The 24978-nt window shown below is 54.2% G+C and carries 26 protein-coding genes and 1 pseudogene; 7 read left to right on the top strand and 20 right to left on the bottom strand.

The genetic code is table 11. The annotated features are described in order from the left end of the window. Positions 1-26 precede the first annotated feature (26 nt). From FAP39_RS08665 to fabD, 12 genes are all read right to left on the bottom strand, one after another. Positions 27-1211, bottom strand: coding sequence for a phage major capsid protein (locus tag FAP39_RS08665; RefSeq protein WP_138016006.1), 1185 nt, complete (start codon positions 1209-1211; stop codon positions 27-29). Positions 1212-1246: 35 nt separating this feature from the next. Continuing rightward, positions 1247-1801 carry an HK97 family phage prohead protease gene (locus tag FAP39_RS08660; protein ID WP_138016005.1) on the bottom strand — a complete coding sequence of 185 codons (555 nt, stop codon included), beginning with the start codon at positions 1799-1801 and terminating at the stop codon, positions 1247-1249. Positions 1802-1820: 19 nt separating this feature from the next. After that, on the bottom strand, positions 1821-2048 hold the full coding sequence (locus tag FAP39_RS08655; RefSeq protein WP_138016004.1) for a GTA head formation protein, RCAP_rcc01685 family: 228 nt from the start codon (positions 2046-2048) through the stop codon (positions 1821-1823). Then, positions 2041-3246 (bottom strand): phage portal protein, encoded by a 1206-nt coding sequence (locus FAP39_RS08650; RefSeq protein WP_138016003.1) that lies wholly within the window; start codon positions 3244-3246, stop codon positions 2041-2043. Before FAP39_RS08650 ends, FAP39_RS08655 begins: the two co-directional genes overlap by 8 nt. Before the next feature lie 124 nt (positions 3247-3370). After that, positions 3371-4735: a DNA-packaging protein gene (locus FAP39_RS08645; protein ID WP_138016002.1), complete on the bottom strand. Its 1365-nt coding sequence runs from the start codon at positions 4733-4735 to the stop codon at positions 3371-3373. Beyond that, positions 4665-4991: a hypothetical protein gene (locus FAP39_RS08640; protein WP_138016001.1), complete on the bottom strand. Its 327-nt coding sequence runs from the start codon at positions 4989-4991 to the stop codon at positions 4665-4667. The genes FAP39_RS08645 and FAP39_RS08640 overlap by 71 nt, the downstream gene beginning before the upstream one ends. A gap of 245 nt (positions 4992-5236) precedes the next feature. Then, positions 5237-6388: an endolytic transglycosylase MltG gene (mltG, locus tag FAP39_RS08635; protein WP_138016000.1), complete on the bottom strand. Its 1152-nt coding sequence runs from the start codon at positions 6386-6388 to the stop codon at positions 5237-5239. Beyond that, positions 6388-7647 carry a beta-ketoacyl-ACP synthase II gene (gene fabF, locus FAP39_RS08630; RefSeq protein WP_138015999.1) on the bottom strand — a complete coding sequence of 420 codons (1260 nt, stop codon included), beginning with the start codon at positions 7645-7647 and terminating at the stop codon, positions 6388-6390. Before fabF ends, mltG begins: the two co-directional genes overlap by 1 nt. A gap of 151 nt (positions 7648-7798) precedes the next feature. After that, on the bottom strand, positions 7799-8542 hold the full coding sequence (locus FAP39_RS08625) for a 1-(5-phosphoribosyl)-5-[(5-phosphoribosylamino)methylideneamino]imidazole-4-carboxamide isomerase (RefSeq protein ID WP_138015998.1): 744 nt from the start codon (positions 8540-8542) through the stop codon (positions 7799-7801). Between the two features lie 193 nt (positions 8543-8735). Beyond that, on the bottom strand, positions 8736-8969 hold the full coding sequence (locus tag FAP39_RS08620; RefSeq protein WP_028091986.1) for an acyl carrier protein: 234 nt from the start codon (positions 8967-8969) through the stop codon (positions 8736-8738). Positions 8970-9219: 250 nt separating this feature from the next. Continuing rightward, the gene (fabG, locus tag FAP39_RS08615) at positions 9220-9957 is read right to left on the bottom strand and encodes a 3-oxoacyl-[acyl-carrier-protein] reductase (RefSeq protein ID WP_138015997.1); all 738 of its coding nucleotides are present in this window, start codon (positions 9955-9957) and stop codon (positions 9220-9222) included. A 9-nt stretch (positions 9958-9966) separates the two neighbouring features. Then, entirely contained in the window at positions 9967-10905 is a 939-nt protein-coding gene (fabD, locus tag FAP39_RS08610) for an ACP S-malonyltransferase (RefSeq protein WP_138015996.1), read from the bottom strand. Between the two features lie 157 nt (positions 10906-11062). Between fabD and FAP39_RS08605 the strand changes: the two genes are divergently transcribed. After that, positions 11063-12277 (top strand): cytochrome b/b6 domain-containing protein, encoded by a 1215-nt coding sequence (locus FAP39_RS08605; RefSeq protein WP_138015995.1) that lies wholly within the window; start codon positions 11063-11065, stop codon positions 12275-12277. 74 nt (positions 12278-12351) lie between these two features. On the opposite strand, the gene FAP39_RS08600 is transcribed toward FAP39_RS08605, so the two are convergent. Beyond that, positions 12352-12924: a YceI family protein gene (locus FAP39_RS08600; protein ID WP_138015994.1), complete on the bottom strand. Its 573-nt coding sequence runs from the start codon at positions 12922-12924 to the stop codon at positions 12352-12354. 106 nt (positions 12925-13030) lie between these two features. Further along, a complete protein-coding gene (locus FAP39_RS08595; protein WP_138015993.1) occupies positions 13031-13453 on the bottom strand; it encodes a hypothetical protein in 423 nt (140 codons plus the stop codon). Between the two features lie 338 nt (positions 13454-13791). On the opposite strand from FAP39_RS08595, the gene rpsF reads away from it, so the two are divergent. From rpsF to FAP39_RS08570, 5 genes are all read left to right on the top strand, one after another. After that, complete coding sequence (rpsF, locus tag FAP39_RS08590; RefSeq protein WP_138015992.1) at positions 13792-14145, top strand: 30S ribosomal protein S6; 354 nt, start codon at positions 13792-13794, stop codon at positions 14143-14145. 28 nt (positions 14146-14173) lie between these two features. Continuing rightward, positions 14174-14401 carry a 30S ribosomal protein S18 gene (gene rpsR / locus FAP39_RS08585; RefSeq protein WP_007813591.1) on the top strand — a complete coding sequence of 76 codons (228 nt, stop codon included), beginning with the start codon at positions 14174-14176 and terminating at the stop codon, positions 14399-14401. 12 nt (positions 14402-14413) lie between these two features. Next, complete coding sequence (gene rplI, locus FAP39_RS08580) at positions 14414-15037, top strand: 50S ribosomal protein L9 (protein ID WP_138015991.1); 624 nt, start codon at positions 14414-14416, stop codon at positions 15035-15037. A gap of 145 nt (positions 15038-15182) precedes the next feature. Continuing rightward, positions 15183-15578 carry a hypothetical protein gene (locus tag FAP39_RS08575; RefSeq protein ID WP_138015990.1) on the top strand — a complete coding sequence of 132 codons (396 nt, stop codon included), beginning with the start codon at positions 15183-15185 and terminating at the stop codon, positions 15576-15578. Beyond that, positions 15571-16803, top strand: coding sequence for an HlyD family secretion protein (locus FAP39_RS08570; RefSeq protein ID WP_138015989.1), 1233 nt, complete (start codon positions 15571-15573; stop codon positions 16801-16803). The genes FAP39_RS08575 and FAP39_RS08570 overlap by 8 nt, the downstream gene beginning before the upstream one ends. 71 nt (positions 16804-16874) lie before the next feature. Here FAP39_RS08570 and aqpZ read toward each other — a convergent pair whose 3' ends face one another. The 4 genes from aqpZ to FAP39_RS08550 form a co-directional block, all read right to left on the bottom strand. Beyond that, positions 16875-17564 (bottom strand): aquaporin Z, encoded by a 690-nt coding sequence (gene aqpZ / locus FAP39_RS08565; RefSeq protein WP_138015988.1) that lies wholly within the window; start codon positions 17562-17564, stop codon positions 16875-16877. A gap of 236 nt (positions 17565-17800) precedes the next feature. Further along, positions 17801-19135 (bottom strand): trigger factor, encoded by a 1335-nt coding sequence (gene tig / locus FAP39_RS08560; RefSeq protein WP_138015987.1) that lies wholly within the window; start codon positions 19133-19135, stop codon positions 17801-17803. A gap of 127 nt (positions 19136-19262) precedes the next feature. After that, a complete protein-coding gene (locus tag FAP39_RS08555) occupies positions 19263-20435 on the bottom strand; it encodes a porin (protein WP_138015986.1) in 1173 nt (390 codons plus the stop codon). A 137-nt stretch (positions 20436-20572) separates the two neighbouring features. Beyond that, entirely contained in the window at positions 20573-21667 is a 1095-nt protein-coding gene (locus FAP39_RS08550) for a porin family protein (RefSeq protein ID WP_138015985.1), read from the bottom strand. A gap of 572 nt (positions 21668-22239) precedes the next feature. Here FAP39_RS08550 and FAP39_RS08545 point away from each other — a divergent pair. Beyond that, positions 22240-23667, top strand: coding sequence for a Hint domain-containing protein (locus FAP39_RS08545; RefSeq protein WP_138015984.1), 1428 nt, complete (start codon positions 22240-22242; stop codon positions 23665-23667). A 173-nt stretch (positions 23668-23840) separates the two neighbouring features. Here FAP39_RS08545 and FAP39_RS08540 read toward each other — a convergent pair. Both FAP39_RS08540 and FAP39_RS17990 read right to left on the bottom strand, forming a co-directional pair. Then, positions 23841-24368: pseudogene (locus tag FAP39_RS08540) on the bottom strand (transposase); the annotation flags it as partial. Positions 24369-24608: 240 nt separating this feature from the next. Next, positions 24609-24866, bottom strand: a complete 258-nt coding sequence (locus FAP39_RS17990; RefSeq protein WP_425471415.1) for a transporter — start codon at positions 24864-24866, stop codon at positions 24609-24611. Positions 24867-24978 lie beyond the last annotated feature (112 nt).

The raw sequence follows: 24978 nt of genomic DNA, 5'->3' as shown, positions 1-24978 counted from the left end.
AAATCATCTCTGTCATCCCGATCGATTTAGGCGACCGAGAATTTCAGCAATTTGATCGCAGCAAAATCGCTGACATCCCCACCAATGCGTTTCGTAGCATAGAAAAGCACGTGCGGTTTCGCGCTAAAGGGGTCGCGCAGAACGCGCAGATCGGGACGCTCGGCCACAGTATACCCTGCACCAAAGTCACCAAAGGCAATCGCCGCCGCATCTGATGCAATATCAGGCATATCTTCTGCAATCAGCACGGGATATCCGAGCAAACGCGCTGGCTCTCCTGCCCCAAGACCATCCGACCACAAAAACCGGCCATCCGCATCTTTGAGTTTTCGCACGGTCCCAGCCGTTTTCGAATTCATCACAAAGGTCCCGTTGGCACGATACTCGGCGCCCAACGCATAGACCAAGTCAACGATGGCATCGGCACCATCAAAGCCACCATCAAGACCAGAGGGCACATACCCTAGCGTGCCCCAAGACCAAACATCATTGTCGACAAAAGTATGGCTTAGAAACCCTTTCGGCTTATCAACGCCATCACCATTCACAAACGCTGCGGCCTCGGCGCGAGAAAACTTGTCGGCAATACGACCTGCAAGCCATCCCTCAATATCAAATGCACTGTCATCCAGCAGGCGCTGCGATGCCTTGGGCAACGCCGACAACTCGTGCAACGGAATCGTGATGCGCTCGATTTGGGGTGTCCCGGTTTCCCCAGTTGCGGTGGTTTCATCTGCCCAACCTGCGCCTGCCTCTGTTGAATCAATCAACACGTCGAACGAAGCAGCCTCGACGTTGACCACATTGGCCACCGCCCGGATTGAAGCAGTTGTGTTCAATACCGATTTGACAGAGTCCGCTGTTTGCGGATCTACCAGATACCCACCGTCAGAATTGACAGCAGTCGACATCGACTTGCCGTCCAATTCAAGTCCTCGCAATCCGTCATCTTCGCCTGAGCGCAAATAGGCGTTAAACGCCTTTTGATGCGGTGCTTCAAAATCTGATGTACCAGCAAGCGCAGGGCGCGCTGCAAACGTCTGTGTTTTTCGATCAAGCATAATCAGTCGCTCTTCCTGTTTGGTCATTCTAGAATTAAGATTTTCCTTGAAGTCTCTGAAGTCGTTTACAAAACCCGTCATTGCCGACTTCACTTCGGCCGCAGGAGACACAGCTTCTCCGGCCCGAGCCCTTGTCTCGGTCTTACCCATCCATTTGTCCTCAAAGTGTGAGTTGCTACTAAGGCTTATCCGCGCCCTAGCTCTTGACGGGCACCCTCAAAGGCCGCCGCCATTTCCCGCCAGATATCTGCATTTGGGTCGTCCCCTTTTGCAGATACCCGCGCACTGGGCAGCATTGGAAACGTCACAAGCGACACCTCCCAAAGCTCCAGTTCCTGCAAGAGCCGCTGGCCCTTGTCATCCTTTTTGGCCCGTACCGTTCGATATCCAATCGACAGACCATCAATTGCGCCCGCTCCGATCAACGCCGCTGCCTCGCGGCCCTTTTCGACATCTTGCAAAAGACGCCCCTTGACCCAAAGCCCCAGGCCATCTTCGCGCACCTCGTCCCAAATTCCGATGGGCTGCGCCGGATCATGTTGCCACAACATCTTAACCGCCCGCCCCGCGCCTGACAGGGCGCGCAATGACTTTTGGTATGCGCCCTGCTGCACGACATCACCGCCTTGATCTTTGGCATCAAACAAACTGGCATAGCCTTCAATCACAGCGCCGTCTTGTAACCTCAGGCCATCTCCGATGCGCGCAAACTTGCGTTCCAATTCGGTTTCATGTTCCATAATTCACCCTTCTCGCCGCTCAAGGCGCCGCATTCAAAAGCCCCTGAAACGCTTGTGCCAAGATCACACCGACCACACCATAGACGGTCAACCAAAGACGTTTTTCCATGCGTTCCATTATTTCTTCTGTTTTGTCCAAACGGCGGTTCAAACTATCAATATGTAGTTTCGCCACCCTCTCGTGCGCCTCAAGTCGCAGTGCCGGCGCACAGTCAAACTGTTCAAATCCATAGCGTTTTTCAGCCATCCGCAGCACCATGTGCACCGTCAGCCGTCGGGCCATCCGAGCGTGCGGGCAACCCCAGCAATCTTCGTTTTTCGGCCTCACTCAAAAATTCGGCGGACTGGACGCGCGCCCATTGTGCATCCCGCTCCGCAGCCAACGCGGGCACCTGATCCAAATCAGGCTTCAACACAACATCATCGCCACTCAACTCAGACAACCACGTCCCCACCGCCGCCGCGACACGCGTCGCCAGCGGCAACACCGTCAAACGGTAAAACGCGCGATTGGCTTCCTGATAATTCGCATAAGTCGCATCCCCCTGAATCCCCAGAAGCATCGGCGGCACCCCAAAGGCCAATGCGATTTCACGCGCGGCGGCCTCTTTGGTTTTCTGAAACTCCATGTCACTTGGTGAAAAACCCATGGGTTTCCAATCCAGCCCGCCCTCAAGCAACATTGGCCGCCCCGCATTCCGCGCCCCTTGATGCTGCGACTCCATTTCAGTGACCAGCCGGTCATATTGGTCGCTCGACAACGATCCGCTTCCATCTGCGCCGCGATATACAATCGCACCGGACGGGCGCGCGGCGTTGTCCAACAATGCTTTGGACCATCTTGATGCAGAGTTGTGCACATCCACCGCCATCGCGGCCGCTTGCATCGGAGAAAATCCGTAATGGTCATCCTGCGGATGAAAATTTCGCACATGGCAAATCGCAGCGCCCTTGCCCAAATCAAACCGATGTTTGCGCCCATTCACGGTGTATTCATAGCCAATGGGCCACCCGTCAGTGCCCGGAATGACACTCATGCGATCTGACCGCAAAACATGTAACTCGAGTGGCACACCTGTCTCTGCCGCCACAGCCTCAACATAACCATTTCCCGAAAGCAGCAACTGCCCGTACAAAGATTCAAAGAGCTCCGCTCTGCCTTGCGCTGGATTTGGAGATGTCAAAAGGCTCAGCAACGGGTGAGTTTCAAACCGCTGCTCCCCATCCTGAAGCACCAATGGCAACGCAGCAGCACTTTCGGCAATCAATTTGACCGACCGATATCCAACGGGATTTCCGGTGAACCCGGTTTTCGTCAATGACACTGTATCACGCGGGCTCCAGGCGACACGCCCTGCACTATGATACGCAACCACTGGACCTGCTGCACTGGCCTTTTGCTCGGGTGCTGATGCTGTGCCGCGCCGAAAGAAATCAAATACCATAATCTGCCGCTCCTCGTGGTTTCTGTCCGTTCGACCTTTGCCCGTCTGGACAAGACCCGTTATCCAACAACTTTGTTAATTCCCGATCATGCCACCGTGCGGTGGGCCGCTCAGGTGAATGAAATCACAACCCGCGCACTTGCGGGCGACGCCAGTTTTGAGATGGCTCAATCACCAGCTCGTGAATGGCCCACACCAACGCATCAACCCGATCAGGGCTACCTTTGCCTTGGAAGCCCTGCAATGACATCTGGCACATCTGATCTTCCAGCGCGCCCAGATCTCCCACGTGGAACACACGCCCCTGTTCATACAGCGCGGCAACAGGCTCGGCCCTGACGACCTTGCCACGGGCGGCATGCACTGCTTTGTACGGCACATTGGGATCGACCTGTCGGATCACTTCGGCCACAAGATCGCCGCCTTGATTGACCTCAGCCACAAGCCGATCTGCGTTCCAGCTATCCATCGCGGCGACCGCGACATGGGCCCAAGCTGTGGGGCTTGCGGCACGAATAGTGGCATCTTCCAGCACATAGACTTGCCAATCCCCGATATCGCCAGTCATCTTGACGCCAACAACAAGAATGCCGCATTCGTCTGACCCCGCATGCCCTGTCACGGGCGGATCAACCGCCACGACAATGCGATCAAGCTCTGGCGTGTTTTGTTTACGCTGCCGCTCCAGCATGGCCGTCGTCCACAACGCACCCTCAACATCGTCCAACAACACGCCCTCAAGCTCTTGGCGCCCCAGACGCGTCCCGGCATATTTTTGCTGCACTTCACGCAAGAAACTCTCTGCCAGAAACGCTTTGTTCACCTCAGTCGCGGCGTGCGTCACCACAGTAGATGCACGCGCCAGCAATTCCTTTAGAACCCCAACATTGCGCGGGGTTGTTGTGACACACACCTGAGGATTGTCGCCAAGCCGCAAACCAAATTGCAACATGTCCCAGGCATCCGCGCCTTTCTTCCATTTAGCCAACTCATCCACCCAGGCCGCATCAAATTGCGGTCCGCGTAACCCTTCCGGATCGTGGGCAGAAAACAGCTGAGCCACAGCCCCGTTCGGCCAGACAAGCCGTTTGCGCCCTGCCTCATAGCGCGGCATGCGATCAGGCGGCGAACAAGCCAAAATCCCACTATCGCCGAACACCATGACTTCGCGCACCTGTTCGATCGTTTCTCCAACCAAAGCCACGCGCCGTGCATTCCCGACATCTAACGGCCCATCACCTTCGACCATCATACGCACCCACTCGGATCCGGCGCGGGTCTTACCTGCCCCGCGTCCTCCAAGGATCACCCATGCTTTCCAATCGCCGTCAGGCGGCAGTTGGTGATCGAACGCCCAAAAATCAAACAGATAAGGGAGAGCCAAAAGCTCTCCCTCGTCCAGAGAATTTAGAAACTCGTCACGAACCGCTTGCGGCGCGCAAGCGAGCCAAACGGCGCCCGATCGAAGATCGGGCTGTTTCGAGTTCAAGTTTGTAAGAGTGCGCGACGCCCTCTTGCTGTTTGCGGCGGTCCTCAAAGCGGTTCTCCGTGTCTATCGCCATCCGGATCGTGTGACGCAACTCGGCAAGAACTTTGCCTGTGTCGGCGCTCACTTTGACATCGCCATGCCTCAGCTTGTCACTTAGCGCTGACAACGCATCGGTGACCCCAAGAAGAAGACCCCTGACATGGGCAACTTCTCGGTCCAGCGGAGACTCGCCCGTCGGCGGATTAAAAATACTCATTTTTGCTCGTTGCCTCTCATGGGTGGTGGCCCCTCCACACGAGTGATAAAAAGCGACCCAGCTTGATGCAGGCCGCCTCTTGTCATCCAGCACGGGATCACCTTAGGGCGACAATTTCACAATGAGATTAAAGCGCCGCACGGTCGGCCATCGGCAACTTTGCCATGACACTCAGACATACACAGCAAAAAAGGCGACACATTGTGCCGCCTTCTGGTATCGCTGATTGATCCAAGGATCATACCTTATTGCTTGGCGCGCTCCGCTTCGATCTTACGCCATTTCACGACATTCCGATTGTGCTCGGCCAGCGTCGCTGCAAACGCGTGCCCTCCCGTACCATCAGCCACAAAGAATACATACTCGGTATCTTCAGGGTGAACCGCGGCCTCAAGACTGGCCTTGCCTGGGTTGGCAATCGGTGTTGGAGGAAGGCCCGGAATGACATAGGTGTTCCAAGGCGTTTCCCGACGCAGTTCGCTTTGACGCAACCCGCGGCCAAGCACACCTTCTCCCTTGGTCACGCCATAGATGACCGTCGGGTCGGTCTGAAGCTTCATGCCCTTTTCAAGCCGGTTGGTGAACACACTGGCCACCATGCGACGTTCTTCGGGAACACCCGTCTCTTTTTCAATAATCGACGCAAGAATCAACAATTCTTCAGGAGACGAAAGCGGCGTGTTCTCGGATCGCCCTTCCCAAGCGGCTGCGATCAAAACAGACTGAATGTCCTGCATTCTCTGGATGACATCCGCACGGGTGTCGCCAACGCGCACCTCATAGCTATCAGGCGCCAGGCTGCCTTCGGCGGGCACCTCGACATCGCCTTTCAAAAGGTCGATTTTGCTCAGGGCATCCACGACCTGCCAGCTGGTCACACCTTCAGCCACAGAAATCCGATAGCGCGTATCACCTTGTTGGCGCATCTCGCGATAGATTGCCGGCGCTTCACCCTCAGCAGGGTTGAAAGACGCGACCTCTGCAAAACGATTGGTCTGCGGATCCAGTTCACGCACCTGAACCCCTTGGCGGGTCACGCCAATACGATACACGATTTCAGTACCACAGGTGCTTGCGCCGCCTTTGGTCACGATATCGGCAATTTGCTCCATCGAAGCCCCGGCAGGCACCAAAAAGGATCCAGCCTTAAGCTTATCACTCTTGTCCGTGTAATCTGCGCCAATGCGATACAGGGGGGCACTGCGAATGGCCCCCATGCCTTCCAATGACTGCGACACGCGGTTCATATTTGATCCGCGTTCGACCTTAAGACACACAGGCGCTGCAAGTGGCCCCTCAGCAGTGTATTGCGATTTGCCCCAAAGAATCACTGCGCCCAACATAAACACAGCCACGATCAACATCGTGATCGCGTTCGAAGCAATATGGCGCCACATCAGCCAACCTTTCCGAACAGAACCGAGGCGTTCGTGCCACCAAACCCAAACGAGTTTGACAATGCCACATTAATTTCGCGCTCGACTTTGGCGTTCGGGGCCAGATCAACGGCTGTGTCCACAGCCGGTGTGTCCAGATTGATCGTCGGAGGCGCAACTTGATCTCGGATGGCCAAGATCGAGAAAATCGCCTCGATAGCCCCAGCAGCACCCAACAAGTGCCCCGTCATCGATTTTGTTGACGACATGGTCACCTTGCCAGCAGCATCGCCCATCATCCGCTCAACCGCGCCAAGCTCGATGGTGTCTGCCATCGTCGATGTACCGTGTGCATTGATATAATCAATGTCTTTTGGCTCTAGTCCAGCTTTCTTGAGGGCTGCCCGCATGGACCGCTCCCCACCTTCGCCACTCTCGGATGGTGCGGTGATGTGATACGCATCGCCAGACAATCCATATCCCAGAACTTCGGCGTAAATTTTTGCACCACGGGCTTTGGCGTGTTCATATTCTTCCAGAACCACAATGCCTGCACCCTCGCCCATCACAAACCCGTCGCGATCGGTGTCATACGGACGGCTTGCTGATTTTGGATCATCGGCGCGGGACGTCGACAAAGCCTTACAGGCGTTAAACCCAGCGATGCCGATTTCACAAATTGCGGCCTCGGCGCCACCAGCGACCATCACATCCGCATCGTCGCTCGCGATCAAACGCGCCGCATCACCAATGGCATGCGCGCCGGTTGAACACGCGGTCACAACCGCATGGTTCGGGCCTTTGAAACCGTACTTGATGCTGACCTGACCGGAAATCAAGTTGATCAAAGCACCTGGAATAAAGAAAGGCGACACGCGGCGCGGGCCTTTTTCAGCCAACAACAATGTGGTTTGCTCAATCGATTGCAGCCCGCCAATGCCAGAGCCGATCATCACCCCTGTGCGTTCCAAATCGTCCTGCGCTTCTGGCGTCCATCCAGAATCTTCCACCGCCTGCTGCGCAGCCGCCACGCCGTACAGGATGAAATCATCCACTTTACGGCGTTCTTTGGGGGCCATCCAGTCATCAGGATTGAAGGTGCCGTCTGTGCCGTCTCCATATGGAACTTCACACGCGTATTTGGTGGCAACCCGCTCCGGGTCAAATCGCGTAATCGGGCCAGCGCCAGATTGGCCATCCAGAATCCGTGTCCAGCTTTCTTCGACTCCGCTTGCTAGCGGGGTTACCATTCCAAGCCCTGTTACGACCACTCGACGCATATTGCTGCCCTTTCTTCATGTTCTTGTCCGCTCATACCCCGCCTTGGCATATGGGGGCAAGTCCATGACGATCAATCAGTCAGCTTCCGCGCAGATCAAAGGGTGCCCGAAACCCGATTTCGGGCACCTATTTCTGGTGAGATCACCAAACTTACAAGAAACTCGCCACTGTTTCTGGCTCAGGTTGGGCCAACTTCAGCACCTCACCAAGGTCGACATCTTTCGAGAACAACGCCCGCCCAACAATTGCACCGCTAATGTTGGCAACATACTTGAGACGCGAAACGTCATCTGCCGTGCGGACGGTTCCCCGCGCAATGACAGGATGGCGAGTATGGGCTGCCAGATTTGAAATCACCCCCAACTGCGCATCCTGATCTTCGATATCGGCGTCGATGTCGGTCACAATCACGCCCGCAAGCGGGACGTTGTCATATGCTTTCACATAATCTTCTGGTGCCCATGCGCCCGGGTTGCGCCAACCATCTGTCATGACCTGCCCCTGATAGATATCAACGGCCAATACGATCTGGTCGGGATACCGCTGCGCCAACTCCATCACCAGCTCGTGGTCCAAAGCGGCAAGGGTTCCAATGACGACGCGGCCCACACCGGCTTCAATCCAGTGTTCAACGCGATCTCTTGTTCGAAACCCGCCGCCCAATTGCACCGACAAAGGCGCCGTTCGAATAATCTCTTCGATCAGCGTATCGTTATTGCCATCTCCGGCAACCGCATCCAGATCGGTGATGTGAAGCCAACTGGCCCCAGCCGCAGCAAAGTCTTTTGCGGTCTTGACGACATCCACATGCCAAATGACAGGTTCCTCAAGTCGTCCACGTGTCAAAGACACACATTTTCCGTCTTTCAACTCAATTGTTGGATATACAATCATCGTTATCTCCCAGACAAGACAGGGCCAAAAGTGGTCCCACTTGGGTCAGAAACGTAACAGCAGATGGTCATGCCAAAGTACGCGCGATCACGACCTGATGCCCGTCGAAACCGACCCAGCCAAGCATAACACACAAAAAAAGAGCCCCTGCGATGCCGCAGAGGCTCTCTCATTCACCCAAAAGGATGCGTACTTAAGAAGCTTCAGTGATGAATTTCACTGCGTCGCCAAAAGTCTGGATGGTTTCGGCTGCGTCATCAGGGATTTCGATGCCGAACTCTTCTTCGAAGGCCATAACCAGTTCTACAGTGTCCAGGCTGTCTGCGCCCAGATCGTCGATGAACGAAGCGTTTTCAGTCACTTTGTCTTCTTCAACACCCAGGTGCTCTACAACGATCTTTTTTACGCGGTCTGCGACGTCGCTCATGTCAATTCCTCATCTCGTCAGGGGCCATCGGCCCTGTGATCATAACCTGTCGGGAAAGACAGGTCTCTAGTTGTGCCCCTTAGGGCGGCTATCGCACCGGTTCCCCGGCATCCCCAAGCGCACCCAAAAGGAACCCTCGGTAATCCTCGCCGCCTATACCACATCGAAATGCCAAGGCAAACGCTTTCGCAATATGGCCTCTACAGCCACAAAAACAACCCCCACCCGCAATTGAACGCGGGCGCATGGGTTACAACATTGCCATGCCACCGTTCACATGAAGCGTTGTGCCAGTGACATAGCCAGCTTCCGGGCTTGCCAAATAGAGCACAGCAGCAGCAATTTCTTCTGGGTTGCCCATGCGGTTGGCGGGAATCTGCACATTGATCTTGGATTTTTGATCATCGGTCAGCTTGTCCGTCATCGCGGTGGCAATGAATCCGGGCGCAACAGCATTTGCCGTGATTCCCCGACTCGCCACCTCATAGGCAATCGACTTGGTCATCCCGACCATACCCGCTTTGGACGCCGCATAGTTGGCCTGACCCGGGTTACCCGTTGCGCCCACAATCGAACTGATGTTGATGATCCGGCCCCAACGCGCCTTCATCATTGGGCGCATCACACCGCGACACAATCGCATGGTCGACGTGAGATTGACATCCAACACGCTTTGCCATTCGTCATCCGACATCCGCATGAAAATCTGGTCGCGCGTAATTCCAGCGTTATTCACCAAAATATCAACCGCGCCCATCGCTTCAATCGCCTGCTTGGGCAGCGCATCAACTGCGGCACCATCGCTTAGGTTACACGGCAACACATGCGCGCGTTCACCAAGCTCTGACGCCAAAGATTCCAAAGGCTCAACGCGCGTACCCGACAGACCGACAGTGGCCCCCGCAGCATGCAATACTTTGGCGATTTCGCCACCGATACCACCCGAAGCGCCAGTTACCAGCGCAGTTTTTCCCGTTAAATCAAACATGTCTACTCCTTAGCTCAGGCTCTCGGCCGCAGCTTTTACGTCATCTGGGGTCCCAACCGCCTTACAGGCAATTGCGCGATCAATACGGCGGATCATACCGGACAGAGCTTTGCCCGCGCCAATTTCCCAAGCCTCGGTCACACCATTTTCGGACATCCAGCTCACCGATTCGCGCCAGCGCACCGATCCGGTGACCTGATCCACAAGCAGCGCACGTATCGCATCCGGATCGCTAACCGGCTCTGCAATCACATTGGCCAAAACCGGCACAGCAGGCGCAAGCAACGCCACATCAGCAAGAGCCTCGGCCATCGCTTCGGCGGCAGGCTGCATCAAAGCACAATGAAACGGGGCACTGACTGGCAACAATACGGCGCGCTTGGCCCCTTTTGCCTTTGCCAGTTCAACCGCGCGTTCAACCGCCCCCTTATGGCCAGAGACAACAACCTGTCCGGGGTCGTTATCATTTGCCGCCTGACATATCTCGCCGTCTGCCGCCTCTGCTGCAACTTCCCGGGCTGTCGCAAAATCCAACCCCAACAAAGCCGCCATGGCCCCCATGCCCACAGGCACCGCCGCCTGCATGGCCAAACCACGTATCCGCAACAAGCGCGCAGTATCCGCAACGCTCAGCGACCCAGCCGCTGCCAAAGCAGAATATTCACCCAACGAATGTCCCGCGACAAAAGATGCCGCAGACATGCTTACGCCTTCTGATTCCAGCGCACGCATCGCTGCCAATGATGTCGCCATCAAGGCAGGTTGTGCGTTTTGCGTCAGAGTCAGTTGATCCTGCTCGCCATCCCAAATAAGACCACTCAGCTTTTCTCCAAGCGCCTCGTCAACTTCGTCAAATACAGCCTTAGCCGCCGGATACGCGTCTGCAAGGGCCTTGCCCATTCCGATGGTCTGCGCCCCTTGGCCTGGAAATACGAATGCTCTGCTCATGGGGTCCTCCTTCTTTTTACATTTACGTTGGGATACCTTGCTGTGCGCGCCCGTGCAACGCCCTTGCGCATTCTTGCACGGCACCTGTGCGATAGAACCATTTGCGACCTCCCCCTTTCCGCCTATTCTGACACAACCTGTTCACTGGAGATTGCAGATGCCCCTTCAAAATTCACCAAGCCAATACGGCAGCGTGACCAAAGCGTTTCACTGGCTAACGGCGCTGCTTATTCTGACCGCCCTCCCCTTGGGATTAGTGGCTGAAAATGCGCCCTACGCAGATGGCGACCAACTCGCGCACAAAGCATGGCTGTTCAGCTTGCACAAAACAGTTGGTGTTGCGGCCTTTCTGACGGCCCTGTTGCGCATTTTCTGGGCCATGACCCAAGTGCGGCCCGGTTTGCTAAACGCCGAAGACAAGCTCGAGGCACTTGGCGCGCACACAGTGCACTGGCTTTTGTATGGCTCCATGCTTTTGGTTCCGTTGACGGGTTGGGTCCATCACGCCGCGACCACAGGATTTGCGCCAATATTATGGCCTTTTGGCCAGACATTGCCGTTTGTGCCAAAGAACGAACATTTGGCTGATTTGACGGGATCGCTCCACTTTCTCTTTATGCTGGTGCTAGCAGGATCCATTTTGGCGCATGTCGCCGGAGCACTAAAGCATTTCGTCATTGATCGTGACCAAACCCTTCAACGCATGATGCCCGGACGAAACTCTGCGCCGCGTGCACACCCCGACACACCATCCCGCGCGCCACTGGCTCTGGCACTGGTGATTTGGGCCGCCACGCTCGTGGCTGGTACATTCACCGGCGTATTTACCCCCAAACATAGCCATGACGCCGAGCCCGCGCCGGTTCTCACCCAAGCCCCTACCGACTGGGTCGTCGACACAGGATCGCTTGAAATTTCAGTGAACCAGTTTGGCTCGGACGTCGTTGGCACGTTTCAAGATTGGACAGCCGCCATCATATTTGATGAAACGGCCACCGGACCAATATATGGCCACACAGACGTGACAATTTCGATTCCATCTTTGACGTTGGGGTCGGTCACCGACCAAGCACTGGGCGCAGATTTCTTGCGCGCTTCCGAATATCCGACCGCAAATTTCTCTGCTGATATTTCTGCCGCAGACACCGGATATATCGCCGACGGCACCCTTACCGTTCGCGGCGTTTCAGTGCCCGTCAAGATGCCGTTTGACCTAAGCGTGGAAGGCAATAGCGCCACAATGCAGGGGCAAACCACTCTGGACCGGCGCGCATTTTCTGTTGGTGACACTGTGGCCGACGAAAAATCTCTTGGGTACAGCGTGCAGGTGGCAGTCACATTGGTTGCCACGCGCGCCGCAGCCCAAGACTAAACCCAGAACTCGTATAAAAATAGGGACCGCCGGTTTGCGCCGACGGTCCCTATAACATCAATAAGGCTGTGGTCTTACTCAGCTTTCATAGCTTCGATCGACAACATCACCTGAACTTCATCACTTACATAGGGCGCGAATTTTTCAACGCCATAATCACTGCGCATCAGTGTGGTTGTGGCACTAAAGCCAGCCCATTCTTTGCCCGCCATCGGATGTGTCCCTGTTTGGTTCATCACCGCATCCAAGACCACAGACTTGGTCATTCCGTTCAACGACAGATCACCCGTAATTTTCGCGGTAGTCTCGCCGGTGACTTCGATGCTGGTGGACGTGAATGTCACCATGTCTGCATCAGTTGCGCCAAAAAAGTCTGGGGACATAAAGTGCCCAAAGCGCTCTTCCCAACCCGTAATCATCGACATGACTGGCATCGAGACACTTACAGAAGACTTTGCGGGATTTTCTTGATCAAACATGATCTCTCCGTCAAATCCAGAGAACATGCCGTAGGTGGTAGAATATCCAAGGTGCTCGTAAGAAAATACGACTTGGCTATGGCTTGGGTCCAAGACATATTTTTCTGCATCTGCTGCAGCCATGGACGCTGCGGCAATAAGGCTTGCGGCAATCAAAGAAGTCTTCATCGGGGATATCTCCATTCGCGATACGTTTATCATATCGCAAATGTGAGGGTTTTGGCGGCGAATTCAACTCACAAGTATTCAACAACTCTTGTGAATGTACGCACCATTAAGCAGGGAAAAGCGATTGGCTGCGCAAATGGGCGATGGCATCCAAACGTGAATGCGGACCATCCAAGGGCAATTCGACAACAATTTTACCAGCTTCGTTGAGCATCACCAATTCGGTATCACTCACATCCACACGCGCAATGTTCTCGTAATTGATGGTTTGTACAACGTGGCGATTGCCCCGCGATTTGATTTCAACAACATGCACCTGACGGTGACGCGCATCAAAGTGCAACTCGCACTGGGGTTTCTCAGTGGCAATCTGGGTCATGCCGACCCCTGCCGTCACCATCATGATGGATAGAAACATTTTGGTGAGCAACACGGATGGCGCAAGCTCAAGACCCGGAACAAGCCAAAGCCCGGCCCCAGCCCAGATAAACGCAAAGCCGAACAAAACCGACGCGGCACGGATTGGCATAGAGTGCCCTTTTGGCAAACCATGTGCATGACGGTTTGAAGTAACTGCCATTGTATGCGCTGCGACCGTCATGACCTTCGTCTCCCAAGTCTTTTAACCATGTTCCCACCTTTGACCTAGAATCTGTCGAGAATGGGGCAACAGTTGGGAAAAATTGCTGACACCATGATTTTCAATTGACCCGAGCGCCTGTAAATCAGACCTTGCAAGACGGGGCATTTCCGCTATACAGCGCCTTCCTTTCGCAAAGACTTGAACCGCGCAGTCTCTCGTGGGTGGGGCGCGAAAGGATCATCGCCCTGCTCTTTGAAATGCGCCTGTAATTGAATGGAGTGCACATGCCCCTATACGAGCATGTTTTCATCTCGCGCCAGGACTTGTCCAACACGCAAGCCGAAGGCCTCATCGAACATTTTGGCACAGTCCTCGCGGACAATGGCGGTAACGTCGTAGAAAGCGAATACTGGGGCGTCAAAACGATGGCCTATAAGATCAACAAAAACCGCAAGGGCCACTATGCCTTCCTGAAGACTGATGCACCTGCACCAGCCGTACAGGAAATGGAGCGCCTGATGCGTTTGCATGATGACGTGATGCGCGTTCTGACCATCAAGGTCGACGAGCACAAAGAAGGCCCTTCGGTCCAAATGCAAAAACGTGACGACCGTGGCGACCGCCGCGAGCGCCGCTGATCTCTGCTTGAAGAAAGGACACTAAGTCATGGCTGCAAAACCATTTTTCCGCCGTCGTAAAGTCTGCCCCTTCTCGGGCGACAACGCACCTGCGATTGACTATAAAGACACGAAGTTGCTGCAACGCTACATCTCTGAGCGTGGCAAAATTGTACCTTCGCGTATCACTGCCGTTTCGGCCAAGAAGCAACGCGAATTGTCGCGCGCCATCAAACGCGCTCGTTTCCTCGCTCTGCTTCCATACGCTGTGAAGTAAGGAGATCCTGATATGCAAGTTATCCTTCTTGAACGTGTGGCCAAGCTTGGTCAAATGGGCGATGTTGTCGACGTCAAAGCCGGCTACGCTCGTAACTTCCTGCTGCCGCAAGGCAAAGCTCTGACCGCATCGGCTGCCAACGTGGCATCGTTCGAAGCGCAAAAAGCACAGCTCGAAGCACGCAACCTCGAAACCAAAGCAGAAGCTGAAGCACTGGCTGAAAAGCTGGATGGCCAACAGTTCATCGTGATTCGTTCCGCATCTGATGCGGGTTCGCTTTACGGGTCTGTGACACCTCGCGATGCGGCTGATGTCGCAACCGCAGAAGGTTTCTCGGTAGACAAGAAACAAGTTTCTTTGATCGCTCCGATCAAAGACTTGGGTCTGCACGCCGTTGCCGTCAAACTGCACCCAGAGGTTTCTGTTGAAATCCTTATGAACGTTGCACGTTCCGAGGAAGAAGCAGAGCTTCAAGCATCTGGTAAATCCATCCAGGAGCTGGCTGCAGAAGCAGAAGCAGAAGCAGAATTCGAAATCGCTGAGTTGTTTGAAGACATCGGTGCTGCGGCATCTGATGACGACGAACTCGCACCAGCGGCCGAAGAAGCCCCTGCAGAGGAAGAGCCTCAAGCCTAAGCTTGCTGAGCACTTTTTACGAAATTGGAAACCGGCACTCAATAGAGTGCCGGTTTTCTTTTGTCTGTCATGCCGATATGTTGGCCGAGAAATTTCGCACTCACTTGGCCCCGATTTTGGCGCCCACCCTGTATTAGGCTCGTTTATGTCCGACATCCCACCAAACACCCTTCACCCGATGGCTCCGCATCACATCCCAAGCTTTATGCCGGATGCCGCCGGGCATGATCCTATGACATTCTGGATGGGGATGTTCATGGTGGTGGCAATCTTGGGGCTGGGCACGCTGTACTTCCGGCTGCATTCTCTGCCTGAACAGATGGCGCATGGCGTCAGTGGCACCCAACTTCAACTGGTTTCAATTCTTGCCTTGATTGCTTTGTTTACACACAACAACATCTTCTGGGTTTTGGCTTTGCTCTTGGCAGCGGTGAAATTGCCCGACTATCTGACTCCGCTCGAAAGCATCGCCAACTCGCTGAAAAAATCAGCCGCTGAGAACACTGGCGACACCCCAAAAGAGGATGGCGCAGATGTTTGAGTTTCTTTTCTGTTCCATGGTCACCATCCTGCCGGATTATCTGTATCGTCACTTTAAACAAGGTAAACGCTGGGGCCGCGAGCTGACGCTGTTCACTATGTGGTTTGAACTGCGCTGGGGCATTACATCTTGCTTCATGCTAACCGTCAGCCTGATCACGGTGATCTTTTATTATCACCCGTCGACCACACATGTGGCGTCGAACTTTCGCACGGTGACGATCTTGTCCGAGGGCGGCGGGCGTGTCGAAGAGATTTTCGTGGAGAACGGCCAACACGTTAACTCTGGCGTTCCACTGTTTCGTCTAGATGGCGCCAGCCAAAAGGCTGCGGCCGTCACCGCACGGACCCGGATCGTCGAGGTCGACGCTGCGGCGCTGGTCGCTGGTGCTGACCTCGAAGCCGCAGAAGCCAATGTGCGCCACGCAGAGGCCGCCTTTGCCCAAACACAGGACGAGCTCGAGCGTAAACAAACTCTGTTCGACCGAAATTCCTCTGCCGTCTCTGCGCGGGACGTAGAGACATTGCAAAACAGACTGGCCGAGCGCGAAGCCGACATTGAAGCCGCGGTCGCAAATAAAGAAGCGGTTCAAAACCGCATCGAGGTCTTGCTCCCGGCGCAGAAAGACAGTGCCGAGGCCGCGCTGGATCAGGCAGAAACCGAGCTGGCAAAAATGACAGTCTATGCGGGTGTCGATGGCACGATCGAACAATTCACCCTGCGCGTCGGTGACTATGTCAATCCCATCCTACGTCCAGCAGGTATCCTCGTACCCTCTGACGCCGGGCGTAACCGGTTCCAAGCTGGCTTTGGTCAAATCTCCTCGCAAGTCTTGCACCCGGGGATGTTGGCAGAGATGACCTGTATGTCTGCACCGATGACAATCATTCCTATGGTCATCACAGAAATTCAGGATGTGATCGCGGCAGGGCAAATGCGGCCATCTGATCGGCTGATAGATTTCCAAAACAGCGGCCCTCCCGGTACGCTGACGGTCTTTATGGAACCGCTCTATGCAGGGCAAACAAGCCACCTGCCCCCCGGCAGCAATTGCATCGCCAATGCGTATACCAACAACCATGAAAAGCTTGCCGATCCAGAGCTTGGGTTTGGCAGCCGCATCGCACTGCATACGATCGATACCGTAGGGCTCGCGCATGCCATGATCCTGCGCATTCAGTCGCTATTGCTGCCTATTCAAACCTTGGTTCTAACAGGCCACTAGGTGTCAAAATCCCCAACAAAAAAGGGGCCGCAGATCTACATCTGCGGCCCCTTTTCTTTGCGCAAGACGCGCTAGTCTTCTGAGCTCATCATTTTCCAAATAATCCCACCAAGGGCCGCGCCAACAAGCGGGGCCACCCAGAACAGCCAAAGCTGAGATAGGGCGGGACCATCGGCGAACAACGCCACGCCCGTGGAGCGCGCCGGATTGACCGACGTATTGGTGACCGGAATCGAGATCAAGTGGATCAACGTAAGACCCAAGCCGATGGCAATGGGGCCAAATCCTGCGGGTGCACCAGAAGAAGTCGCGCCCAAGATAATTATCAAGAAGAACGCGGTGAGAACGACTTCGATCACCAGTGCCGACATCATCGAATACCCTTCGGGCGACGCGGCCCCGTATCCATTGGTGGCAAAGCCTCCGACGCCTTCAAAACCGGACTGTCCCGACACAATCACATACAACACCAATGCGGCTATAATCGCCCCAGACACCTGTGCAACCCAATACGGCAAGAGGTTTTTGGTTTCAAACTTCCCCGCTACCATCAACCCCAACGACACCGCAGGATTAAAATGCCCGCCTGAAATATGCCCCACGGCATAGGCCATCGTCAGGACCGTCAGGCCAAATGCAAGGCTCACACCCAACCATCCGATTCCGACATCAGCAACTCCTGCTGCCAAAACAGCGCTGCCGCAGCCGCCAAAGACCAGCCAGAAGGTGCCGAAAAATTCGGCCATTAGTTTATTCTTCATCTGTTCGCTCCCATGAACTTCGCACTCAACACATACCAGTATTGGCGCTCTGTCGCTAAGGTTTCAGAGATAGATTTGAAATTCACGGGGAAAAGGTCAGATCGCTGCGCATCTGCGCTCTATTCCCTAAGACGATCCTAGACGCGACATTGGCGTCAATCCGGAACTCCTAAATACAAAAAACCCGAAGCCATCTCTGGCTTCGGGTCAGAAAACTCTGAATATTCCGGGTGGAATTATTCTTCGTCAAGTGCCTCGATGGCTTTTTCCAGATCGTCTTTGCTGACTTCTTTGTCCGCAACTGTCGCCAGTTCAAAGACATAGTCGACAACTTTGTCTTCAAAAATCGGCGCACGCATTTGCTGCTGCATCTGTGCATTTTGCTGAACGAACTCAAAGAACTGACGTTCTTGGCCAGGGTACTGGCGTGCTTGGTTCATAATTGCTTGGGACATTTCCGCATCGGTCACTTCGACCTCGGCTTTTTGACCTAGCTCAGCCAGCAACAACCCAAGACGCACGCGGCGCTCTGCCAAAGAGGTGTGCTCTTCGGTTGGCTCGATTGTGTCGTGGTTATGATCTTGCACATCAGGGTTTTCATCGTGCCACAGTTGGTGCGCGATTTGACCTGCTTCTGCTTCGACCAACGAAGGAGGAAGATCAAACGAGACCAGCTTGTCCAATTGATCAAGCAATGCGCGTTTCATAACAGCGCGGGCTGCCCCACCGTATTCGGCTTCCAGACGCTCAGAGATTTGACCTTTGAGACCATCAAGATCTTCGGCGCCAAATTTGGTCGCCAGTTCGTCATTGATCTCGGCCGCAACAGGCTCTTTGACTTCTTTGATTGTGCAGGTGAACACGGCTTCTTTGCCTGCCAGATGCTCAGCTTGGTACTCTTCTGGGAATGTGACGGTACAGTCTTTGACTTCTTCGACCTTCACGCCAACCAGCTGCTCTTCGAAACCGGGAATGAATTGGTTTGAGCCCAGCACCAGAGGGAAGTCCTCGGCAGAGCCGCCTTCAAACGCTTCGCCATCCACAACACCGACAAAATCCATAACGACTTGATCGCCGTCTTTCGCTTTGGACCCTTTGCGACGTGCTTTGAAGTCTTGTGCTGTTTCAGCAAGATTACCCAAAGCTTCTTCGACTTCGGCGTCGTCAGCTTTGACAACCAATTTCTCAAGGCTGATTGATTTCAGATCAACTTCGGGAATCACGGGCAGAGCTTCGTAAGAAATCTCGACGTTCACATCGTCGCCTTCTTTCCACTCTTCGCCGTTTTGCATTTCGACTTTTGGCTGCATCGCAGGCTTGTCGCCGCTGTCTTCAAAATGCTTGTTCATGGCACCATCGATGACTTCTTGCATCGATTCACCAAGCAAACGCTGGCCAAATTGCTTTTTCAGCAACGCCATAGGCACTTTGCCTTTGCGGAAGCCTTTCATTTCGACTTCTGGCTGAGCTTCAACCAGTTTATCGTTCACTTTCGCGTCCAGCTCTGCGGCTGTTACGGTGATCGAATAGCCGCGTTTCAGACCTTCGTTCAGTGTCTCGGTGACCTGCATCTCGGTTCCCCATAGGTTACGGCGCGCGGAATGCGCGCGCGGGCAAAATTTGAGACCTTCTATTGGTCCCGGCCCGACTGTGCAAGGGGCTTTGCGCGGGTTTTCAACATGCAGCCAAGTCTTTCGATCATTCTTGCCAGAGACCTTCAAAGATTGTCCGGTTTTGCAGCCGACGAAAGACCCAACGGACACCGATCATAGCAGAATACATGTCCTGATACTGGATCGCGCCACCACCATCATATTCGTATTTCCGAAGGCCGATGAACATGTCCACGTTATGGCGTGACAAATGCTGAAGCACCCCGATCCCATAAGACCGCGCATGCGACCCCGACACAACGGTGTCATGAGAGTCATACACATCAAACGAGATCGCAGTATCGCCGCTGTTGAACCAGTTTCCGCGAAATCCGACTTTAGAGAATACATAAGATCCCCCGCCATCGCGACTGCCCGAGGCAAAGGTGATATTGGCCCCGGTTGGCGCATGCAGCACACTAAACGAGCCCGCAATCTGCGGCGCGGTTCCGGTGGGCACATCTGCAATCGACACACCAGCACTGCCGGCAAGTACGAAATTGCCAAGCTGATTGCGATAAAACATTCCTGCATCCGACAGCGCATCATTCAGCGTGACATTGCGGTCAATCGATTCAGTACCAACCGACGCCGCGAACTTTAGTTTGCCGATCCGCGAAAAGTTGATTTCAGGGCTGTCATACCGCAAACGCTGAGATCGCCCGCCATCAAAGGTCGGATACGCATCTTTGATCCGAACCGAAGACAAGCTTCCTGCTTGGTTGCGAAAGAAAAATCCGCCCGCCACATCCGAAATGCCCACCGAACTGGCCAAGGTCGTCCCGGAGAGATCGGACTCGGTCACCCCGTCAGAGCCCATGCTCCCCTGCCCCAGCGAAATGCTCCCGAATTTTTCGGTATCCCAGATCGCTTCGAACTTGCGTACGGACTGACCTTTCCATTCAATAAACTGTGGCGTGTAGAGTTGGCTGACCCCGGCGGAGGTTCGAATACCCAACGAAATCTCGCCATTGATCCGAAACGTATTGGCATTCACCGAATGTTCATACCAAAACCCGAGCCGCCCACCGGAGTTGGCGTTATCGACGATTTCGGTCGTGGTGACCTGCCCATCATCGACAGACAGAATCGTTGGGTTGATATGCCCGTAAAACCGGAAGCTATGTGGTTTTGACTGATCTTGCGCCCACGCTGGCGACCCAAGCACCAAACTGGCACACGCTATTGCGGCACCGTGTTTGATCTTGTTTGCCAGCATGTGATCGCCTCTATCCTACTGCACGCCCATCGTGTCTCAACGATGCCCGAAGTGCCGCGCATCTGGCAACAGTTTTTGGGTGTGATCGAGTCCGGTTGTCAGAACCAATTCTGCATTCTTACTATCGGTTCCGCGTCTTAAAATTTCCAGCGCGCACCAATCATATACGAATAGACATCCTGATAATCTGTCGCGCTGGTGTCGCCATAATCATATTTGCGCATCCCGAAATAGGCTTCGACCTTTTGCGCATCAAACTTTTGCACAACACCGAACCCAACCGTTGTCGAGCGATCCCCAACCGAAACTTTTTCTTCGGCTTCAAAAATATCCAGCGACATTGCTGTGGTGCCCGGCGCAAACCAGTTTCGGATAATCCCAACTTTGGCGTAATAATTATTACGATCACCGTTTTCTGAGCCCGTCGCAAGAGTCAGGTTCATCCCACTAGGTTGGTGCAACATACTAAAGGACCCAGCACGTAGATTCACGTCAGATCCGTTTTGATCCACGACACCATATCCGACGCGCCCGTCAACTTTGAAATCACCTAGGGTGCGCTTATAGGTCAGCGCAAGATCGTAATAATCATCATCAACGCCCGCCTTAAGGATTTCACGTCCAAACGATCCTGATACTTGAAAGCCGCCACCAAATACGGGTGTATCATACCGAATACGCCCCTTGCGCGCGCCGTCAAACGATCGTGACGCGCTTCCCACCGTAATACCTGACAGGGCGCCAGCCGAGGTGCGGAACTGATACCCTGCAGCGGCATCACCAACGGATTCATAGGTCACCAACGAGGTGCCCGACAAATCAGCCTGTACCACGCCATCAACGGCTGTACTGCCCTGCCCTACCGAAATCGTACCCCATTGATCCATCTCCCAGCTTAGGTCGATTTTACGAATGTCGGTGCGCTTCCAATCCCACGCATCAGGCGTATTGGTTTGGCTCACTTTGGTCGAAGACCGCAGCCCCAGCGCTGTTTCGAAGTTAAAGCGCAAAGTCGACTGTTTTTGACGTGACTCCACCCAATACCCGATGCGGCTTGGCGAGTGCCCGTTATCCACCAGTTCGGCGTTTGTACCAACGCCGTCATTGACGCTTGCGACACCAAGATTGATGTGCCCATAGACCCATGACTTTGTTTCTGCTGAAACCAGTGTCGCCGGCCCCACGAGAGCCGTTGCAAGAAACGAGGCTGTCACAATACGCGTGATGTTCATATCGATATCCGTGTGTTCAAAATGGAATGGCAACAAGTTGGGGCCATTTTGCGTCGGTATGAGCTTCTCAGCCTTGAGCGCAATCAATTTAGGCCGGGGCTTTTCATACAAATCCCATTTTTACCGCGCAGTGTTGCATATTGCCCATGGGGCATCAGCAGATATGGGCAAACCCGACTGCCGCAACACGTTTGTTGCATTGGTGACACAATGCTTGTTTCCAGACCCAATCACGACTGGGGCTCTGTGGAAACCATACCCCAAAAGGAAAACCCGCCTCAAGAACAGCCCTGAATACGAACACCAAATCACTGCTGTCCCGGATAACATCCAGGCGTAGTTTAGATAGGCTTAGGCTTTGCTGTGATATACCTCTGGCATGACATTTTTCTGGACGCCCTGTTTCTCTGACTCTCGAACACAGCTTACGCATTTATTTTTGTGATCTCTCGTGATACGCTTTCGGCAAAACAACGCACTAAAGTGCGAACATCAGAGGCAGGGTGAGCAGTAAATCAGTCGCCCGTATCAATTAAAGAGGCAAGCAAGAGACATCTCTTGCGGGTTTAACTATGGCTGTTGGCGAAGCAGGCAGCATCACGACCAATTCTCCGACGGAGAATGCTCCGATCACGGTCAACTTGGCCGAAGCATTGACCAATCCCGTTTTTGCATTGAGCGCGACAAACAACGGTGGCAACCAATTTGTGTTGCGCATCATTGATGAAACGTTGGACGGCAATGGCGACACGACCTCTTTCACCTTTATTATCGAAGAATGGGAATATCACGACGGCGCGCATCCAGCGACCGAGACCATCAACTGGCTCGCTGTCGAAGAAGGTGTGCACACACTTCCCGATGGACGCATCATTGAGGCAGGAACCAGTTCGGTTTCCAGCAGCGGCCAAAATACAGGTGGCAGCGCAACGTTTAACGGCGGTTTTACCGATCCCCCCGTCGTGTTGACCTCGGTGATGTCGGAAAATGACACAACCGCCGTCGACAGTGACCCAAGCAACATCACATCATCCGGTTTTGACCTCACCCTACAAGAAGAAGAGGCCCAAGACGGCGTTCACTCTGCCGAAACAATCGGCTGGATTGCCATTCAGGCCGGTGGCGACAGCACCTCTGGCACAGCACAATCCGTTGGCGGCGTTGATGAAAACGTCGATGTGCTTGGGCTTGGCGATACGTTCACCAACAGCGTTGTGTTAGCCGAGACCCAGACAATCAATGGGGGTGACACCGCAACCGTTGTCATCAACAGCCAATCCAACAGCAATGTTGGCGTGTTTGTCGAAGAAGAGCAATCTGCCAATACCGAGATGGGGCACGTCAACGAGGACGTCGGGATTGTCGCGTTCGAGGATGGCCTTATCCCCTGCTTCACGGCGGGAACAGAAATTTCAACACCCAACGGGCCAATCTGTGTAGAGCACCTGAAGGTTGGAGATCTGGTGCAAACAGTTGACAATGGACCGCAGGAAATTCGCTGGATCGGCCGCCGTCGTTTGAACAAGCAAGACCTAGAGCAAGAGCCAAATCTGTTACCCATTCGCATTGTCGCCCAATCTTTGGGACATCAATTGCCCACGCGGGATCTTGTCGTATCCCGACAACACAGAATGTTTGTGACCTCCAAAGTTGCCGAACGCATGTTTGGCGCAAACGAAGTCCTGATTGCGGCCATCCGGTTGACCGCGCTTCCCGGGATTTTCATCGACACCCAAGCGCAAGAGGTCGAGTACATCCATCTTCTGTTCGACGAGCATGAGCTTCTCTATGCCGAAGGGGCAAAAACCGAGAGCCTGTATCTTGGCTGCGAGGCCGCAAAGGCCCTCACCCCTGACGCCTTCAAAGAAGTCACCACACTTTTTCCAGAGCTTAGATTACAGACCTCTTACAAGAGAACCGCACGCTACATTCCAGACAGGCACCGTCAAAAGCGACTTATATCGCGTCATCTGAAAAACAAAAAATCTGCCCTGATGTAAGTTGGCTTGCTTAAGCCTCGTGCGAAATTCCGAGCGTCCCGCCTGAAAAACAAATTGGTGCCACACGCAACCGCGACAACAAGAGCTGGACCTGTCCCGCTTTAATGCCGCCCCAAGTGCTCGTTTAGGCCAATTTTCGTTAGAAAGCGGCCAGACTTTTCCGCCCCGGTGCTGAATGGCGACCCGCGATCCGAATGGTGGATGCAGCCTTTGGGCGGCGTCCGGAGGGCTGTGGCCATGTTCAGCACCGGGTCTCGCCAAGTCGCGTTATTCGGTTGCTCATGGCTCAACCAATGACGCGCCGAGACTGCAGATCAAGGATGATAGCCAAGTAAAACCAGCCTTCTCGCGTCCGGACATGGCTGACGTCGCCTGCCCATTTCTGGTTGGGCGCAGCGGCCGTAAAGTTGCGATCCAGCAGGTTTGAAGCGATGTTGAATTTATGATCGCTCTCTGTGGTGACCTTGTGTTTGCGCGTTCTGATCACAGATATGCCGTTCTGGCGCATCAAACGTCCAACACGGCGATGCCCAACTTTTAGACCGATCTCCCTCAACTCTTCAGTCATGCGCCGTGATCCATTTGTTCAGCGTCGACATTCCGACGCCCAGATCGTCAGCCACCTGTTTACGCGTAAGCTCGCTGGTCAGTGCGATCCGCACCGCATCAGCTCGAAATTCATCCCTCCGTTTCAGTCCCATAGTTCATCTCCTTGGTTGCAATAAGTGCAATCAAAGGAGCGGCATCAAACCGCGACAGGTCCAGTGGTTTCGCCTCCGTATTCGTAGAGAGCATCACGTGATCCCCGGAAGACCTGCTCAAAGTTGCGGGTTATATGGCCTGCAATGGAAAACAACGGATTCTGTTCCAAATTTGTTGTTGCGCTAGGAGCATCAGTATTATCCGAAAAAGGGTCATTTTTGGCATAATTTCAAAGGAGATCAGCGCCGGAGCGAGATAAGATGAACCGACACAATACATAGTCGGAGTTCCAAGTTCGAGTGCCCAGCGATTTCCCCCATATTCAGGGTCCTGTTGCTGTCATAACTACCAGTAGGCAACGTCGCTTTCGCCAACAAGGCCACCGCTAAGCCGGGGTCGTATTTCACATATTGTTGCGGGCTGAGGTCGGGAGCACAGCAAAGGCCAAATACAAACCCAAGCATGACATCACCAAGCCCGGAATCATCGCTGGTCAGCGCCCCCAGGTCGGTTGAACATATCCCGACACATTTCCGTAACCCAGGATCGGAAGCACGCCTGCCTGATGCCCGTTGATGTCGAAGACTCGCGAGTATTGCGTCATCGCAA

Source organism: Shimia litoralis (assembly GCF_005518135.1).
Classification (GTDB): domain Bacteria; phylum Pseudomonadota; class Alphaproteobacteria; order Rhodobacterales; family Rhodobacteraceae; genus Shimia_E; species Shimia_E litoralis.
Note: the sequence above shows the minus strand (reverse complement) of the source record. Positions and strands in the feature narration are given on the sequence as shown.